Annotated in this window: 18 protein-coding genes; 12 read left to right on the top strand and 6 right to left on the bottom strand. The window is 38.1% G+C overall.

The window, feature by feature from the left end; all coding sequences use genetic code 11:
* Positions 1-30: 30 nt before the first annotated feature.
* Positions 31-504 carry a MerR family transcriptional regulator gene (locus tag IGL70_RS01860; protein ID WP_002286344.1) on the bottom strand — a complete coding sequence of 158 codons (474 nt, stop codon included), beginning with the start codon at positions 502-504 and terminating at the stop codon, positions 31-33.
* Between the two features lie 137 nt (positions 505-641).
* Here IGL70_RS01860 and IGL70_RS01865 point away from each other — a divergent pair, with 137 nt between their 5' ends.
* The 3 genes from IGL70_RS01865 to IGL70_RS01875 all read left to right on the top strand — a co-directional run bounded on the left by IGL70_RS01865 (position 642) and on the right by IGL70_RS01875 (position 3,457).
* Entirely contained in the window at positions 642-2,114 is a 1,473-nt protein-coding gene (locus tag IGL70_RS01865; RefSeq protein WP_002293204.1) for an MDR family MFS transporter, read from the top strand.
* The gene (locus IGL70_RS01870; protein ID WP_002286342.1) at positions 2,111-2,821 is read left to right on the top strand and encodes a DUF4811 domain-containing protein; all 711 of its coding nucleotides are present in this window, start codon (positions 2,111-2,113) and stop codon (positions 2,819-2,821) included. Before IGL70_RS01865 ends, IGL70_RS01870 begins: the two co-directional genes overlap by 4 nt.
* A gap of 351 nt (positions 2,822-3,172) precedes the next feature.
* A complete protein-coding gene (locus IGL70_RS01875; RefSeq protein ID WP_002286335.1) occupies positions 3,173-3,457 on the top strand; it encodes a DUF1905 domain-containing protein in 285 nt (94 codons plus the stop codon).
* Positions 3,458-3,737: 280 nt separating this feature from the next.
* Here the strand turns inward: IGL70_RS01875 and IGL70_RS01880 are convergent, their stop codons facing one another.
* From IGL70_RS01880 to IGL70_RS01890, 3 genes are read right to left on the bottom strand one after another with little or no spacing between them, the layout of a single operon-like run.
* The gene (locus tag IGL70_RS01880; protein WP_002286333.1) at positions 3,738-4,157 is read right to left on the bottom strand and encodes a hypothetical protein; all 420 of its coding nucleotides are present in this window, start codon (positions 4,155-4,157) and stop codon (positions 3,738-3,740) included.
* 1 nt (position 4,158) lies between these two features.
* Positions 4,159-4,743, bottom strand: a complete 585-nt coding sequence (locus IGL70_RS01885) for a UbiX family flavin prenyltransferase (RefSeq protein ID WP_002297414.1) — start codon at positions 4,741-4,743, stop codon at positions 4,159-4,161.
* Between the two features lie 46 nt (positions 4,744-4,789).
* The gene (locus IGL70_RS01890; RefSeq protein WP_104873862.1) at positions 4,790-6,265 is read right to left on the bottom strand and encodes a UbiD family decarboxylase; all 1,476 of its coding nucleotides are present in this window, start codon (positions 6,263-6,265) and stop codon (positions 4,790-4,792) included.
* Positions 6,266-6,444: 179 nt separating this feature from the next.
* Between IGL70_RS01890 and IGL70_RS01895 the strand changes: the two genes are divergently transcribed.
* Positions 6,445-6,756 carry a hypothetical protein gene (locus tag IGL70_RS01895; protein WP_002296825.1) on the top strand — a complete coding sequence of 104 codons (312 nt, stop codon included), beginning with the start codon at positions 6,445-6,447 and terminating at the stop codon, positions 6,754-6,756.
* A 114-nt stretch (positions 6,757-6,870) separates the two neighbouring features.
* On the opposite strand, the gene IGL70_RS01900 is transcribed toward IGL70_RS01895, so the two are convergent.
* Entirely contained in the window at positions 6,871-9,207 is a 2,337-nt protein-coding gene (locus IGL70_RS01900) for an ABC transporter ATP-binding protein/permease (RefSeq protein WP_002297413.1), read from the bottom strand.
* A gap of 141 nt (positions 9,208-9,348) precedes the next feature.
* Between IGL70_RS01900 and IGL70_RS01905 the strand changes: the two genes are divergently transcribed.
* Together IGL70_RS01905 and IGL70_RS01910 are read left to right on the top strand one after the other, a co-directional pair.
* Entirely contained in the window at positions 9,349-10,017 is a 669-nt protein-coding gene (locus IGL70_RS01905; protein WP_002297412.1) for a response regulator transcription factor, read from the top strand.
* A 2-nt stretch (positions 10,018-10,019) separates the two neighbouring features.
* Complete coding sequence (locus IGL70_RS01910; RefSeq protein WP_002294614.1) at positions 10,020-11,063, top strand: HAMP domain-containing sensor histidine kinase; 1,044 nt, start codon at positions 10,020-10,022, stop codon at positions 11,061-11,063.
* A gap of 230 nt (positions 11,064-11,293) precedes the next feature.
* Here IGL70_RS01910 and IGL70_RS01915 read toward each other — a convergent pair whose 3' ends face one another.
* The gene (locus IGL70_RS01915) at positions 11,294-12,175 is read right to left on the bottom strand and encodes a LysR family transcriptional regulator (protein WP_002297410.1); all 882 of its coding nucleotides are present in this window, start codon (positions 12,173-12,175) and stop codon (positions 11,294-11,296) included.
* Between the two features lie 158 nt (positions 12,176-12,333).
* Here IGL70_RS01915 and IGL70_RS01920 point away from each other — a divergent pair, with 158 nt between their 5' ends.
* From IGL70_RS01920 to IGL70_RS01945, 6 genes are all read left to right on the top strand, one after another.
* Positions 12,334-13,062 (top strand): DUF554 domain-containing protein, encoded by a 729-nt coding sequence (locus IGL70_RS01920; RefSeq protein ID WP_002294613.1) that lies wholly within the window; start codon positions 12,334-12,336, stop codon positions 13,060-13,062.
* 156 nt (positions 13,063-13,218) lie between these two features.
* Positions 13,219-13,536 (top strand): PadR family transcriptional regulator, encoded by a 318-nt coding sequence (locus IGL70_RS01925; RefSeq protein WP_002286315.1) that lies wholly within the window; start codon positions 13,219-13,221, stop codon positions 13,534-13,536.
* Positions 13,529-14,137 carry a DUF1700 domain-containing protein gene (locus IGL70_RS01930; protein WP_002297408.1) on the top strand — a complete coding sequence of 203 codons (609 nt, stop codon included), beginning with the start codon at positions 13,529-13,531 and terminating at the stop codon, positions 14,135-14,137. Before IGL70_RS01925 ends, IGL70_RS01930 begins: the two co-directional genes overlap by 8 nt.
* Positions 14,138-14,191: 54 nt before the next feature.
* On the top strand, positions 14,192-14,983 hold the full coding sequence (locus tag IGL70_RS01935) for a DUF4097 family beta strand repeat-containing protein (RefSeq protein WP_002322196.1): 792 nt from the start codon (positions 14,192-14,194) through the stop codon (positions 14,981-14,983).
* A 137-nt stretch (positions 14,984-15,120) separates the two neighbouring features.
* Positions 15,121-15,609 carry a DUF5348 domain-containing protein gene (locus tag IGL70_RS01940; protein ID WP_002297406.1) on the top strand — a complete coding sequence of 163 codons (489 nt, stop codon included), beginning with the start codon at positions 15,121-15,123 and terminating at the stop codon, positions 15,607-15,609.
* A 50-nt stretch (positions 15,610-15,659) separates the two neighbouring features.
* Positions 15,660-16,532 (top strand): SPFH domain-containing protein, encoded by an 873-nt coding sequence (locus IGL70_RS01945; protein WP_104873861.1) that lies wholly within the window; start codon positions 15,660-15,662, stop codon positions 16,530-16,532.
* Positions 16,533-16,668: the final 136 nt, after the last annotated feature.

Raw genomic sequence — 16,668 nt, forward strand, 5'->3', positions numbered from 1 at the left:
AAAGCTTGGTACTTAGGAGATTAGTGGCGTTTAGAGTTCTTTTAACAGCTGTTCGTAGTCAGCTTTTTCATCGACAGGAAGGAGCTTGTAAGTTAATTCGTCTGTCTCGTTGTCATGAATGATGTACATCTTAGCATTCTCTTCTTTGAAGTTACCGATTTGTAAAATCGTATAGCGTTCGTCGATCAATTCGATATCTTTGATTGCTTTTGAAAAAACTTTACGGACATGGTGCATTTTCTTTTGGCGGATTTCTGCCTTTTCTGCAGCTTTTGACAAAGTAAATCCGTCATCTAAATATTTTTTGATCAGTTCTACTTTTATGACTGTAGGTAAACGATATTTTCTAGGACAATTCGCATCAGCTTCGATCGAACGAATGAATCCCTTTTGTTCCCAATACCTTAATTGACGTGGAGACACACCTACGATATCACTTAATTCACTGATGCCAACAACCAATTGATCATTTTCCAACAAACGTTTAAGGGAAGCCCCAACCATTTTTGTCACTCCTTTTGTCCTCTTGCTTCCCTTAATTATATCCGTATTAACTTGTGTGTCAAGTAGGTTGACAAATAGCGAATTTAGGACTAAAGTATTCTAGTAGTTTCAGAAAAAATTCAGAAAGAAGGAGAAATATGAGTAACAACCAACCCGTAGATATTTACGGAAAACCATATAATCGGACACTTTTAGTTGTTGTCTTATTAATTGGTACATTTTGTACCGTTTTGAATCAGACCTTATTGACGACAGCTTTTCCTACATTGATGAAAGCTTTCGATATTTCAGCGTCTGATGTGCAATGGTTAACGACTGGTTTCTTGCTAGTCAACGGGATCATGATCCCAATAACAGCATGGCTGATCAATAAATTCAGTTCAAGAAATTTATATCTTTCTGCCATGACGATCTTTTTGATCGGAACAATTACTTGCTTTACAGCACCTAATTTTAGTACATTACTAATCGGTCGCTTGATCCAAGCTTGCGGTGTGGGAGTATCGATGCCATTATTGCAAAATATCATGCTATCTATTTTCCCGCCAGAAAAAAGAGGATCAGCAATGGGGATGTCAGGGATCGTTATTGGACTTGCTCCTGCTTTAGGCCCTACATTATCTGGTTATATCATTGATAACTACCATTGGCGTGACTTGTTTGGTATGGTACTGCCAATCGTTGTTCTTGTCTTGGTTTTAGCATTCTTCCTAATGAAGAGCGTTATTCCATTGTCAAATCCTAGCATTGATATTTTATCCGCTATTTTATCAACGATTGGATTCGGTAGTTTGCTTTACGGATTTTCTAGTGTAGGAGATGACGGCTGGGGAAGCTTGAAAGTAATTGGTTTCTTAGTTGTTGGTGTGATTTTCATCGCATTGTTTTCATGGCGTCAATTACATTTGGAACATCCATTCTTGGAACTTCGCGTATTCAAATCATCTACATTCACGATTGCCGCTGTTTTAGCTGGTGTAACAAATATGGCGATGGTAGGGGCAGAAATGGTCGTACCATTGTATATTCAAAATATTCGTGGAGAATCAGCATTCCATTCTGGCTTGATGTTGTTGCCGGGTGCATTGATCATGGGGGCTATGATGCCTGTTACGGGTGCGATTTTCGATAAATATGGCGCGAAACGTTTAGCCATCACAGGGATGTTCATTTTGACAGCCGCAACTGCACCATTTGCTTTCTTGACAAAAACGACTCCAGTTTTATATATCGTGATCCTTTATGCGATCCGTATGTTTGGGATCTCCATGGTCATGATGCCGGTAACGACTTCTGGTATGAATGCATTGCCAAATAACTTGATCAGTCACGGGACAGCGGTAAATAATACATTCCGTCAAATCGCAAGCTCGATTGGTACAGCTATTTTGATCAGTGTGTTGACGAATGTGACAAAAGCAAATATCCCAAGCAAATCTGTATTGGATAATACACCATTAGCTTATAAAGATCAGGCAATCAATGCCACACTGTCAGGTTACCATGCCGCCTTTATCGTAGCGATCATCTTTGGGATCCTTGGCTTTATTATTGCCTTTTTATTGAAGAAAAAAGAACCTGTTCTAACGAAAGCGGGGGATAATGCATGATTATTGGAGTTTTGATTGTCAGCTTGCTTGCTTTTGCTTTAACGAACGTGTTCGCTAAAAAAACATGGCAAACCTTTTTATCTTTGATTTTCGGACTAATCTTCGTCGCTTCACTAAGTTTGATCGTCGCTAATTTGTCCAATCACTTTGGAATGGAAAAAGTAACGGAAACAAAAACAGAAAAAATTGTTTCCAGTGCTGATTCCCAAGGAGCAGATATGCTTTTGTATAAAGCTTTAGGGAATGGAAAAGAAAAAGTGTATCTTTACCGAACAAATGAAAAACAAGAAAAACCAAAAGCAACTGGTACGGATAACGAAACAAATAAAGTAGAAAAGACAGACGGCGATGCTGAAAAAGTGACGAAAACTACTTATTGGGAATACAAAAACGACATGTATAAATTCTGGTTCAATATTGCTGATAACAATCACGAATATGACAGCCGAGTGAATACATTCAAAATCCCAGAGACATGGGTAGAATTAAGTACGGACCAAGCAGCCAAGTTAGCTGAATTAGTGAAGAAACAGCAAAGTACGATGGAAAGTGAAGCAAAAGCTTATGTTCAAGACGGTATGGTAAAAGCAATGACTGAAAATCCAAAAATGAGCAAAGCAGAGCAAGAACAACGTACGAAAGCCTTAGCTGCTGAATTCCAACAACAAGCATTCGCAAAATTAGTGAAAGAAGCAAAAGGCGAATAATATTTTGAACACCGTGTAGGAGGTTGTGAAAAAGCTGCTCTGCATCAAGCAGTAAGAACAATCAGATAAAAATAGCACTCCATATTTTTCATCTGATTGGGGTTAGTGCCGTAGATGCAAGCTTTTGAACACCGTTTAAGGAAGAGGTTGTGAGCCTGCCGTTTAACTCTGAGTCACAAGGAGCAATTTCAAAAAACAGCTTCTCATGTTTGTTGACTATTGTGACTTGTGACCGAGGAGTTGGCAGGAGAACACCGTTTATTCGAAAAAAGGAACTGCGACAAGACTTTTGTCACAGTTCCTTCTTTTTTTTGCTATGCTATACTAGATGTAAAAAATAGGAGAAATAAAATGAGGGAAATTTATTCTTTTGAATCAAAAATCTATGCTTCCGAAGTCGGCAAGGGCGGGGCATATATTATTTTTCCGTATGATATAAGAAAAGAATTCGGTGCTGGAAGAGTTAAAGTCCAAGCAACTTTTGACAATGTGCCGTATGAAGGCAGTATCGTGAATATGGGTGTGAAAAATCCAGATGGTTCAGTCTGCTACATCCTTGGACTACGAAAAGATATTCGTAAAAACATCGGTAAAGAAATCGGTGATATTGTAGCAGTTACAGTGAAGCAAAAATAAAAGAGGTTGTGACAAAAGACGTGTCACAACCTCTTGATAAACGGTGTTCAAAAGCCAGTTTCTCGGTAGTAAGTCAAATTTATGCAAAAATGTGGAAACCCATGTTTACAAAATTTTTCTTACTACTCGAAACGAAGCGGCTTTATCACAACCTCTTGATAAACGGCGTTCAATCAGCTGTCCCTCGGTATTAGCTCAAAAACGGCAAAATATGAGAAGCTATTTTTCCATTTTTTTCTCTCATACTCAGGTCATAACGCTGATTTCACAACCTCTTCTTTCATAATGGTTTTTCACCATCTTTATAATAAACTGGTTCTTTGATATGGAAATCTATTTTTTCCAACCAATCTAAAATCTTGTAACCTAACTCTTCTGACATCGGAAAAGAGGCGTTGATTTGTGCATTGGAGATATGGTCAACATGGATACCGGAAGTGATCGTACAACTTCCCGGAACGGCAGTTTTGATGATCACAGCTATTTTTTCGGCTAAGACATCGTCTTTATGGAACCGACCATCGTGGCTAGGGAAACGTACAGTTTGCATCTCTGTATCACGAGAAAATGTAGTGACTGTTCCGATATGTGGTGTATCTCCGCCTGTTAAAGTGATCAATAAGTCTTTACCGATTACTTTAACAGCAGCTTGGATCGTGAAACCTAGTTTGGTTACTTCAACTATCGTTTCTTTTTCCATATTAATCACCCTGCCAACGTTTTGAATGCTCATTTACAATTCCAAATTGATCCAAAAGTTTCATTGTATGGTGATTAACAAGATCTTGGATCGTTTGAGGCTGATTATAAAAAGCAGGAATTGGTGGTATGATTTGCACACCTAGTCGTGCTAATTTAGTCAAGTTTTCCAAGTGAATGGCATTTAATGGCGTTTCACGAGGAACAATGACTAACTTTCGTTGCTCCTTCATTGTTACATCAGCAGCACGTGCAATCAGGTTGTCGCCTAAACCAACAGAGATACCTGCGACTGTTTTCATACTTGCCGGTACGATGATCATTCCATCGGTCAAAAATGATCCGCTGGCGACAGCAGCACCTAAATCTTTGTTTGAATAATGGTAATCAAACAGGCTTTCGAATTCAGTTAGTGATAAGTCGGATTCCAGCTTTAAGTTCTGTTTTGCCCATGGACTGATGATTCCGTGTGTTTCTATCATCGGATATTCTTTTAGTTTCTTCACTAGGTTGATGGCATAAATGGTGCCTGAAGCGCCACTTACACCAATCACGATTTTTTTCTTCCGTTGTGCCAATTGTTCCATTTTCCGCACTCCTTTTTATGATGTCAAAACAGTTGCAGATCATTCATTATTTCAAATATTTTTCCCAATCTTTTACTTCTTGGAATTTTGCACGTACAAAATGTTCTTTCATATCGAAAGGAACTGTACCGTCAAAGATAGTTTTTGCACTCATCCCACGGAAACGAATAGAGCCAGGATTATATTCTGGTAATTCTGATGGGTCCAATGGATGGTTTCTCATTCCTGGGATCACAATGACGTCTTTATCTCCTTGGAAACGAGTGTTGAAAGTCCAAACTACATCGTTCATGTCGAAAATATCAACATCTTCATCGACTAAAATGACTGTCTTCAATTCTTTGAAGGCTGATAAAGCAAGAATAGCTGCTTGGCGTTGAATACCTTCATCCGCTTCGTTTTCTTTACGGATCTGCATGATGGTCATCAATTTACCGCCACCTGCAGGAGGATTGTAGACATTTACTACTTTTCCTGGAATAGCTTTATCAACCAAGGCAAGAATACTTGCTTCTGTAGGAATACCGGCCATAGATACGTGTTCTTCACTAGGACCAATCGTTGTTTGCATGATTGGATTGTCTTTTCGGTGAGTAACTGCTTTGACTTTCACTACTTGTACAGCTGGATTAGCATCCCCAGTATAGCCAGGAAATTCTGGCATTGCTTTTCCTGAGTTCGTGTTGATATCTTCTTGCATTGTTTCATTTGGCATGATTTCTGCTTCAATGATGAATTCAGCACGAGCAATACCCACTTCATCGACTGCTACACCATCAACGATTTGAATAGGTTCGTTACGCAAAGCTCCTGCACACCATAGTTCGTTGTAGCCAAGTGGAGTGGTAGGTGGTTCGAAAGTCGTACCAATGGCAATTGCTGGATCTAAACCAATATTGATAGTGATAGGCATTGGTTTATTCAATGCTTCAAATTGTTTTTGGAAGTGACCAATGTGGCGCCCACCAGGCATGATGTACATACCGATCGTATCTTTGTCTTCTAGAACCATACGATGGATCGTTACATCGCTCATTGTTTTTTCTGGATCTGATCCTAAAACTACACCCATCGTGATGTATGGACCTGCATCTTCAGGAGTATTTGTAGGTGCAGGCAAAATGTTGCGAATATCGAAGTCTGCATCGGTAGCTAGATGAACGACTTCTTGTGCTGGAGCGTCTGCTTTGTCTACTTTCACAGGTTTGATTGGATTTTCTACAGCGTCTTTCAAGAAACGACCAAGTGTTCGATAATCATGGTGCAAAATTTCACCTACACGTTTACGACTGGCCATTGTTCCGATGTTCACACGTGTGCCGGGGAAACCTTTGATATTGTTGAAAGTCATAGCTGGTCCTTCTTGAGTCGGACGTTTTACTGTACCGCCAGCACCGATATAACGGTAAACACCAGATAATTCTGCTTCAGGATCGATTTCAATATCTGTTTCGTGATATTGACCTGGAAGTGTTTTTAGTTCTTCGATGACTTTTCTTAAATCATACGGTTGATCTGTCATGAGAGATTCCTCCTTAGTTGTCTTTACCTATCTATAGTAAAAGGTGAAAAAGAGGAAAACAATTCAACTTGTTCGGTAAAGTATTCTACAATGGAATGGATGCGTTTTTTGATAATAGAATAAACTATGATATACTTATCACTAAAAGAAAGCGCATACTTAGTGTTGGAGGAAGGAAAGTGAAAAAAATGGAGGAGTCATTTCCTAAAGCAGTAAAAGTGGAAAATATAGCGAATATTTTGAAAGTTACATTTGAAAACGGAGAAGTAAAATACGTGAAATCTCATTGGACAGAAGAGATAACCGATGCCTTGCAATTTGGAAAAAAAGGAAGAGGAAAAAGAAAAAATCTTCTCGCACTTTCTCGTAATATGTGGATTGGGACTGAAGTAACGATTGAAGCAGATGGAACAGTATTCATAAATGGAAAAGACAGGTATACGCCAGAAGAGTTGTGGTACAAAGGAAAGAAAAGTATACCAGAATTATAAAAAATAATTAAAAAAAACAGCGCGAAACAAGGAACATATTACTTCCTCGTTTCTTGCTGTTTTCTACTATTTCAGCGCTCTTATGACTCAAATCTAAATGTGGTTGTCACAACCTTATTCTGCACGCAAAGCGATAGCGGCGTCTTTTTTCGCTGCCATTCGTGCAGGAAGATGACCGCCAAGCATCGTCAATATAGTAGAGACGATCACTAGAATAATCGCATGGACAGGATTTAGTTGAGCAACATTTTTTAGATCCGTCATGTTGTATAAGATGCTATTGATAGGGAACGTAGCTAGCCATGCAATAAACACACCTAATATCCCAGAAGAAATACCTAAAATACACGTTTCTGCGTCAAATACGCGAGTGATGTCTTTTTTACGTGCACCTAAAGCTTTTAGTACACCGATTTCTTTTGTCCGTTCAATCACAGATGTATAAGTAATGATACTGATCATGATCATACTTGTTACTAAAGAGATCCCTGCAAAAGCAATAAGGACATAAGTGATAGCATCCATCAATCCGCCAGTCAGTTCAGTCATCGTTCCAGCTAAATCAGTATAAATGATTTTATCTTCATCTGATTTGCCTTTATTGTAATCATCTAGATAATCCAAGATCTTTTCTTTGTCTTCAAAATTGTTCGGATAAATCATGATACTTGAAGGCAAGCTGTCTCCACCTAAATAACTAAGCAATGTTTGTTTGGCATTTTCGTCAACTTTTTCAGTAGTTAAGACATTTACATCACTGTCTCTTTGAGCTTTGACGATTTCTGATTCTTTGTTTTCGTTGACGATTTGAGTCGTTAATTGATCGCTATAAGCGATTCCTGGAGATAAGAGATTCATTGTAGAAGAAGATTTCACGCGTAGGATCCCCGAGATCTTCAATTCATCAGAAGCATTCTGATACATCGCATCATAATCTGTATTAGGGATAAAATTCCCAGTTGGAAGTTTTGTATAGTAAGTATTGTTGTTTACTAATTTGAATGTTGTACCAACGATATCATCAAAATCAAGTTTTTCGTCTTCTTTCACATCAAATCCAAGATTCTTCAATGCGTTGATATTAGTATTATTATTGCCGTCTACGATCAGCACGACATCTGTTGCTGAGGCTGGATAACTTCCGGCAAGTAAAGAATAATTGTCTTTTAAAAAGTTTTCTTTGCTAGTGTCAAGCTGTGTAGGGAAACTTGACACTCCCACACCTGTCATTGCTGACATCGTACTAGATAAAGAAAGAGATTCCGTATCAGGATTTTGATTCGAGAAGCTGACAGGCTGTACTTTGCCATTTACATCACGTAAAAGATTGATTCCTGTAGTACGGGTAAATCCGATATTATTACTTAAGTTAGGATCGATGTCTGTTACGTAATCGACGTATGTTTGATCAATCTTATTCGTGTGCTGTGCTTTATCTTCTTCGCTGACTTTTGCAGTAATCGTTTTGCTGTCTGGATAATCCGCTTTGCTTGCACCCAATCCGGCATCGTCACGAGTCTGGTTAGTCGTTACCTTAGAAATAGTAATCGGAAATTTCGCCATCGTTTCAGCTTGCGTGTTATCGATTTGTTTTTGGAATCCAGAAGAAAGGGACAGAACGATCGCGATTCCGATGATCCCAATACTGGAAGCAAAGGAGGTCAAGAAAGTACGTCCTTTTTTTGTTCGGATATTGTTGAAGGAAAGCTTCAACGCTGTCCAAAAACTCATCTTTGTTCTGCGTAAGTTAAATTGATCATCTTTTGGTCGTTCGATGTGAGGATGGGAATCTGTTAAGATCTTACCATCAGAAAATTCAATGATCCGATCTGCGTATTGATGGGCCAGTTCAGGATTATGTGTGACCATGATCACTAATTTTTCTTTCGATAACTCTTGGATCAATTCCATGATCTGGATACTTGTTTCTGTATCTAACGCTCCGGTTGGTTCATCGCACAAAAGGATATCTGGGTCATTGGCTAGTGCTCGAGCGATGGCCACTCGCTGCATTTGTCCACCAGATAACTGATTTGGCTTTTTATGCATATGATCTGTCAAGCCGACCCGGTGCAATGCATCTTCTGCCCGTTTTCGTTTTTCGTCTTTAGAAACACCACTTAATGTCATCCCAAGTTCAACGTTTTCAATAATGCCTAGATGACCAATCAAGTTGTAACTTTGAAAAATGAAACCGATAGAGTTGTTTCGGTAGGCATCCCAGTCACTGTCCTTAAAGTCTTTAGTAGACTTTCCGTTGATTACCATATCACCGGAATCATAATTATCTAGTCCACCAATCACATTCAGCATAGTCGTTTTACCAGAACCACTAGGACCTAAAATCGCTACGAATTCTTTTTGTCTGAAAGCGACAGACACACCATCCAATGCTTTGGTGGTGGTTTCGCCGACTTTATAATATTTTTTTATATCTTTTAATTGAAGCATAATCACCCTTCTCCCGTATTGAAATATTCGGTATACTAATAAGTATATCAGAACAATGATCGTAGTATACGAAATAAATGTTAACTGAAGATGAACTACAAGAAAAAATCTAGAAATTTTTCAAAAAACAGAGGGAGATCAATGAATCGTATTTTAGTAGTAGAAGATGATCCGCAATTACAGTTGCTTTACCGTTCTGTGTTGGAACGAGCGGGCTTTTCAGTCATCACCGCACTGAATGGAGAGGATGCGCTGAAAAAACTAGAAGCGACACATATAGAATTGATCATTACAGATGTCATGATGCCTGAAATGGATGGCTATGACTTGGTAGGATCATTACGTAACGCCAGATTCGACATGCCAGTTCTGATGATTACAGCAAAGGCTGATTTCGAGGACAAGAAACGTGGGTTCAAATTAGGTGCAGATGATTATATGACAAAACCCATCGATGTCAATGAAATGATCCTGCGTGTGGAAGCATTGCTTCGACGTTCAAAAATCAATTACAGCAGTATCTTGACGATTGGGCAAACAAAATTAGAGCTGGATACTTATACTGTGGTACAAAATCAGCATTCTTTTATTCTGCCTCAAAAAGAATTTCTGCTTCTGTATAAATTACTGTCTTATCCAAACAAGATTTTCACTCGCCAGCAGTTGATGGACGATATTTGGGGATTAGACACGAATACAGAAGAACGAACGATCGATGTACATATCAAACGTTTAAGGACCCGTTTTGAAAAGACAGAAGATTTTCAAATCATCACAGTACGGGGACTAGGCTATAAGGCGGTTATTTAAAGATGAAAAAGAAGCTATTTTCACAATTATGGATCTATTTTGCTAGTATCGTATTTATTTCGATCTTAGTAACACTGCTGTGTTTTCTTGGTTTTATTTTCTTATTGTCTCGACATTCTATCTCGCCTGCTGAATCGGCTGGAAAACCAACGTTATACCCGTTATTCGTCTTTGCGGGGTTCAGTATGGTCGTGGGTACAGGAATATCGATTTTTGTTGGGCGGCGTATCCTGCATCCAATCAGTGCGCTAGGGACAAATATGAGTCTGGTAGCAACGGGAGATTTTTCGATTCGAATGGATGAACAGCAGAAAGTAGCAGAAGTACAGCAACTGTATAAAGATTTCAATGTTATGGTCCAAGAACTCAATAGTATCGAAACATTGAGGAATGATTTTGTGTCCAGTGTATCCCATGAATTCAAAACACCATTAGCAACGATCCAAGGATATGTACAATTGTTACAAGCCCCAAATCTCTCTGACGAAGAACGCCAAATATTTTTATATCGGATTATCGAAAGTATCACGCAGCTTTCACAATTAACAGAGAACATCTTAAAATTGAACAAACTGGAAAACCAGCGTATCCAACTGGAAAAGAAAGAGTACCGATTAGATGAACAAATTCGAGAAGTAATCGTTTTTTTGCAGCCTAAATGGGAGAAAGAACAGCTAGAATTGGATATCGAACTTGCTGCAGTAAATTACACAGGCAATGAAGAGTTTTTGTACCAAGTGTGGTTGAATATCATGGATAACGCCATAAAGTACAATCAAATCAATGGACAGATTCATATCAAACTATTTGAGACAGCCACAGAGATTGTACTGGAAGTGACCGATTCAGGTGTAGGAATGAATGAAGAGACCAGAGATCGAATGTTTGAAAAATTTTATCAAGGAGATACAAGTCGTCAAATTTCTGGGAATGGGCTAGGACTTTCACTGGTTAAAAAAATTCTAGAACTGCATGATGGACGTATTGATTATAGTAGTATCGAAGGAGTAGGAACGACAGCAATGATACGGTTAAGTAAACAATAGGAAAAAGAATAAAACCCCTAAAAATTCTATTGAAGGTTTTTAGGGGTTTTTAGTCGTTTTTTTGTGATTAGGGAAATGTTCTTACGGTTCTTTTGGCATAAAAATCGCTGCTTTCTTATTGAACTACGAGAAATGTTAGAGGTGTCATTGAAACAAGGACATGATGCAAGAAAGAGAGCGAAAGTCATGAGTCGCTCTCTTTTTTGATGGATAGATAGAAAATGAAGGGCTTAGTTCTCTTCTTGTCTCAAATACTCCCAAAATGTGTCTGAAGCCAAAGAATGTTCACCGATTTTACGCGTAAATGCGAGATAACTTTCTTTTGTTGGAGAGATGGGGAGGATCACAGTATTTTCTTTTAACAGATTTTTGACTGTTTTTTCCATAACAATAGCAATCCCCATGTCATTTGCAATCATATTGATGATCAAGTCGATCCTTGATCCTTTATAAGAGATTCTCGGTTCAAATCCAGCTTCGCGACACAAGTCCAGCACAGGTTGATACAAGTTCGTAGTAGGGCCAAGAACCAAAAAATTCTCCTTTTTCAGTTCGCTTAGATCCAATTTCTTTTTACTAGCTAAAGGATGATTTTTAGGTAGAACTGCTACAAAATCGTCTGTTTCAGTAGGCAACCACTCAATCGAACTTGGTGGGGCCTGAAAGCTTCTGGCAAAGTGGATCGTATCACTATGTTCATTTGTATCGTCATAAGTCAGTTCGATACTTTCCACTTCTTTCAACTGGACCGTAAATTCAGGATGGCGTTTCAAAAATTCGGTAATTTTGGAAAAGCCTTGGTAATTGATCATGGTTGGTATCGTTAAGATATTTAATGAAAGATTGTTTTCTTGCGTATAGGTTTCAAGCACTTCTTGCATGGCATGGTATTGTTCTACGACATTTTTTACATAAGGGAGCAACAAGCTTCCAGCTTCGGTCAACTCGATTTTTCTATGGGCACGTTCGAATAATTTGACGTCTAGTTCTGTTTCTAACGAAAGAATCTGTTTAGAAATGTTTCCTTGGGTGGTGAATTGTCGTTCAGCAGTTTTGGTGAAATTCATTGTTTCGGCTAAATCAAGAAAAACTTCAAATTTATGGATATCCATCATATTCCTCCTACTTATTCCAATAAAGAATACTTTAACACAAAAAATGAATTGGTGTAACCTACTCTGTCTGGTACAATCTTTCTTGCAGCGAAAGCAATAATTACAGAAATTTTTCTGATTTTTTTCGCTTCGTAGAAAAAGAGAGGAGTTTTTTGATGCCAACTGGAGTTTTGATCAATGTAGGTTCCGTTTTGCTTGGCGGACTAATTGGCGGATTAGTAGGAAATAAATTAAGTGAACATTTTAAAGCACAGCTGACGATGGTTTTTGGTGTGTGTTCGATGGGGATGGGAATCTATTCCATTGCGCCGATGAAAAATATGCCGGCTGTTATTTTTGCTTTAGTGATAGGAACAGCGATTGGTCTGATTGTTCATTTAGGTAATGGGATAAATAAGGGGGCTGCGCTGATGCAAGTACCTATTTCTAAAATCTTCCCTAGTGAAAAGCTTGGTATGACCCACGATGAATTTATCAGTACATTAGTGACGGTCATTGTTCTATTTTGTGCAAGTGGTACGGGGATCTATGGAAGTTTAGATTCTGGGATGACAGGAGACAGTACGATTTTGATTTCTAAATCTGTCCTTGATTTTTTCACAGCAGCTATTTTTGCGTGTAATTTAGGGTATGTCGTTTCTGTGATAGCAATTCCCCAATTCATTATTTTTTATATTTTGTTCTTATTGGCAAAATTTATTTATCCATTGACTACACCAGACATGATCTTAGATTTTAAAGCTTGCGGCGGATTCTTGATGGTCGCTACCGGTTTTAGAATGATCAACGTGAAAATGTTCCCAGTAGCTGACATGATACCTGCAATGATCGTTATCATGCCACTGAGCTGGATGTGGACAAATTGGATTATGCCACTGTTATAATAAAAATCAAAGAGAAGCCATTTTTTTGCTGACTAAAAAGGATCAAATCTTTTAGTCAGTTTTTTTGTATTTGACAAACTGATTTTGAAACTATATTATATGTTGTATAATATAGATTGAAATAAAATATTACACTTGAGAATAGAAGGTGACGTAATGCACATCCAGATTCCAACTGTTCTTCTTGATGGTACTGTGCTAGCAGCATTAAGCAAGGAAGATATGTATGGGTATGCCTTAACAAAAATCGTACAAGAAAGTCTCTCTGTCAGTGAATCTACACTATATCCGGTTTTGAGAAGATTGAAAAAAGAAGGATATCTTGAGACCTATGATGAACCTTTTGAAGGCAGAAACCGTCGATATTACTCGTTGACACCAATGGGAAGTCGTCATTTAGAAGAAATTATTGATGAATGGATTGTTTTTCGAGATTCTTTAGACCGGTTATTGGAGGAGAGCACAAATGAATGAATATTTGAATGAAGTTGTGGATCATCTTCAAGAAATTCCTGAAGACGATCGTTTTGATTTGATCCAGTATTATGAGGAATATTTTTTAGATTCTGGAAAAACATTAGATCAGATCATTGATGAATATGGTACACCAAAGCAGTTTGCCTTAAAATTAAAAATCAGTTACTTTTCAGAAGAAGAACAAGCAGAAAACGAGTTAGTGAAAAATCCAAAAAGACAAATTCGCCTGATTTGGTTAATCATTATCGGTTTATTTGCTTCTCCTGTCCTCATTCCACTAGCACTGGGGTTTATATTGGTTATTGGGGGACTATTGGTTGCTTTACTAGCGCTCATTTTTAGTATCTATGTTTTATGTATCAGTATCTTAGGTGTTGGCCTATTCATGATCATATCAGGAATAAGTGTGTTTGGACAATCGATTCTGAGTGGATTATTCTTTATCGGTGTCGGTCTGTTCGCCACAGGAAGCGCAGTATTTATTTCGCCACTGTTGCTGAAAGGAACAAAAGGGCTTTTTTATGTCATGATGAACTTTGTTAAATGGATGGGACGACGTTTTATTACAAAAAGAGAACTGCATTCAGCGGGCGTTTGAAGGAGGACACATAAATTGAGATTGAAACATTTTTTGATTACCGGTATTGGTCTGATGCTTACTGGTGGCCTCCTAGCAGGTGCAACTTATACATTAGGCGCTCAAAAAAGTCTGACTTGGGATAATGGTCCTCGGTTGATCGATATGGTTACTGAGACAAAAAAAATCAAGGATGCAAACAAAATCGTCATCCATGCAGAAAATCAAACAGTTTCGGTCATACGCGGATTGGATTTTGAGATAAAAACGACTTATGATAAGACAGAAAAGCCAGAAATAAAGGAGAAAAATGGCGTGTTGACTGTGAATGCAGTCAAAAAATCAACAGGTGCAATCATTAGTTTAGAAGACACAAGTGCACAAATCACTATTGTTGTCCCTGCAGATCATGAATTATCTGAATTGACAATCGAAGGGAATAATAGTGCAATTGATATCAACGAAGTATCAATCAAAAAAGTGAATACTAAGACACATGATGGCTGGGTATCGTTCAATGAATTTACAGGAGGAACAATAACTGCGAAAGATGAATTAGGCTCACTTCGACTAGATGAGGCCAATGTGGATAACTTGATCGTCACAGGTGAAAACAGCAACTTCCATCTAGAAGACAGTTTGATCAGCAAAGAAGGAAAAGTCATCCTAAACGGTGGTAATTTATCTTTGCATGAGATGGAAAACAGTGGCTATACTATCCAAACGTCTGGTGAATCTTATATTGAAAAAGACTACCAGCCAATAACAAATACTTTGTTAGAACAAGGACAGAAAAAGCTAAAGATCACTGCTAAAGACACATCGATCAATATTACGACGGATCAAGAGGACAATGAAACAGATTGATCCTGTACTCAACTGGATATTTTAAGAAAAAACAGCAAAGATCCTTCCAATCTTTGCTGTTTTTCATCGCTTAACGCACATAACTATAGTAAAATAAGAAAGAAAATATCTAAAAAGAAAACAGGGTGAAAGAGTATATGAAGGTAGAAGAAGGTCAAAGAGAAAAGTTAAAGACAGAAATGGAAAGATTACATACTTATATCACTCAACTAAGCCAAACCTTCTATGATCCAGACAAAGAAAAAGTGATGGTTAATTACCCGAACAATTCAGAAGGTCGTCAATTAGAGCAAGTATACCATGAAGTTTTCAAACATTTATTGACGGTGAAGAAAGAGCTGGATTATTATTCTTTACCGATTATCGATACAGGAATATTGAAGTATGATGGGAAGAAGGAACGATTTATCTTTAAATCTGTTCGGGAAGATTTGCCTCTTTCAGCAGGGATGGATCTAGAGATCTTGGTAGAAGACTATTTTACAGAAGAAAAGCACTGGGTTCGAACAAAATTGGATTATTTACCGCAGGCAGCCGGAGGGACACAGGCAAGCGGTTGGTACATCACTGAAGACAAAGAGTTAGAACTAGAAGGTGTAATGGCGCGTATTCGAAAAAAAAATTAAAAAAGTAACATTAGATATTTATTGAAGGATAAAGGAGCGCAGGAAGTAGCATGAGAGAAAAAAGAGCATTTTATATCAATGGCTATGCAGGGATTGTCGGATTGGTCGTATTAGCTTTAGTTGGATTGTTTTTCTTCTATTTAGGCATGTGGCAAGCGAAAGTTTGGGCACTTTTTTTAAGTATTTTTCTTTGGTTGATCACGTTATTGTTGTTAAGTTCGGCAACTGTAGTCAGTCCTAATCAAGCAAAAGTAATTTTGTTTTTTGGACAATATTTAGGTACGATTCGAGAAAATGGCTTTTTCCTTACGATACCTTTGGCACAAAAAATGACTGTTTCGTTGAAAGTTCGGAATTTCAATAGTTCTGTTTTAAAAGTCAATGATTTGGATGGAAACCCCATCGAAATCTCAGCAGTAGTAGTCTTTAAAGTCGTTGATACAGCAAAGGCATTATTCGATGTAGCGTATTATCAAGATTTTGTAGAAATCCAAAGTGAGACAGCCATTCGGCATATCGCTAGCCAATACCCGTATGATACATTCAATGAGCATGATTTGACGCTTCGAGGAAACACGACGGCAGTGTCTGACGAGTTGCAAAAAGAGCTGCAAGAGCGTTTAGCAGTAGCAGGTGTCGAAGTAATCGAAACACGCTTGAACCATTTAGCCTATGCAACAGAAATCGCTAGTGCCATGCTCCAACGTCAACAAGCAAAAGCCATTTTGTCTGCTCGACAAACCATTGTTGAAGGAGCTGTCACAATCACTCAAATGGCCTTAGAGCAAATCGAAGATGGACAAGAAATCAATTTCACCGATGATCGGAAAGTCCAATTGATCAATAATTTACTTGTCTCAATCATTACAGACAAAGGAACGCAACCTGTTATCAATACAGGCGACATGAAAGACCGTAAGTGACATACTTTTTGTAAGATAGGAAGAAGGAGTTTAGGACGGATTATTGTCTTGAACTCTTTTTTTAGTTGTTTTAAAGAAAATGACAAAATTGAAAGAAGAATGATAGTTGATTCGAAGGCAGAATTGTTCGCTTTTT

Source organism: Enterococcus sp. DIV0901a, from assembly GCF_051711525.1.
Taxonomy (GTDB): Bacteria; Bacillota; Bacilli; order Lactobacillales; family Enterococcaceae; genus Enterococcus_B; species Enterococcus_B faecium.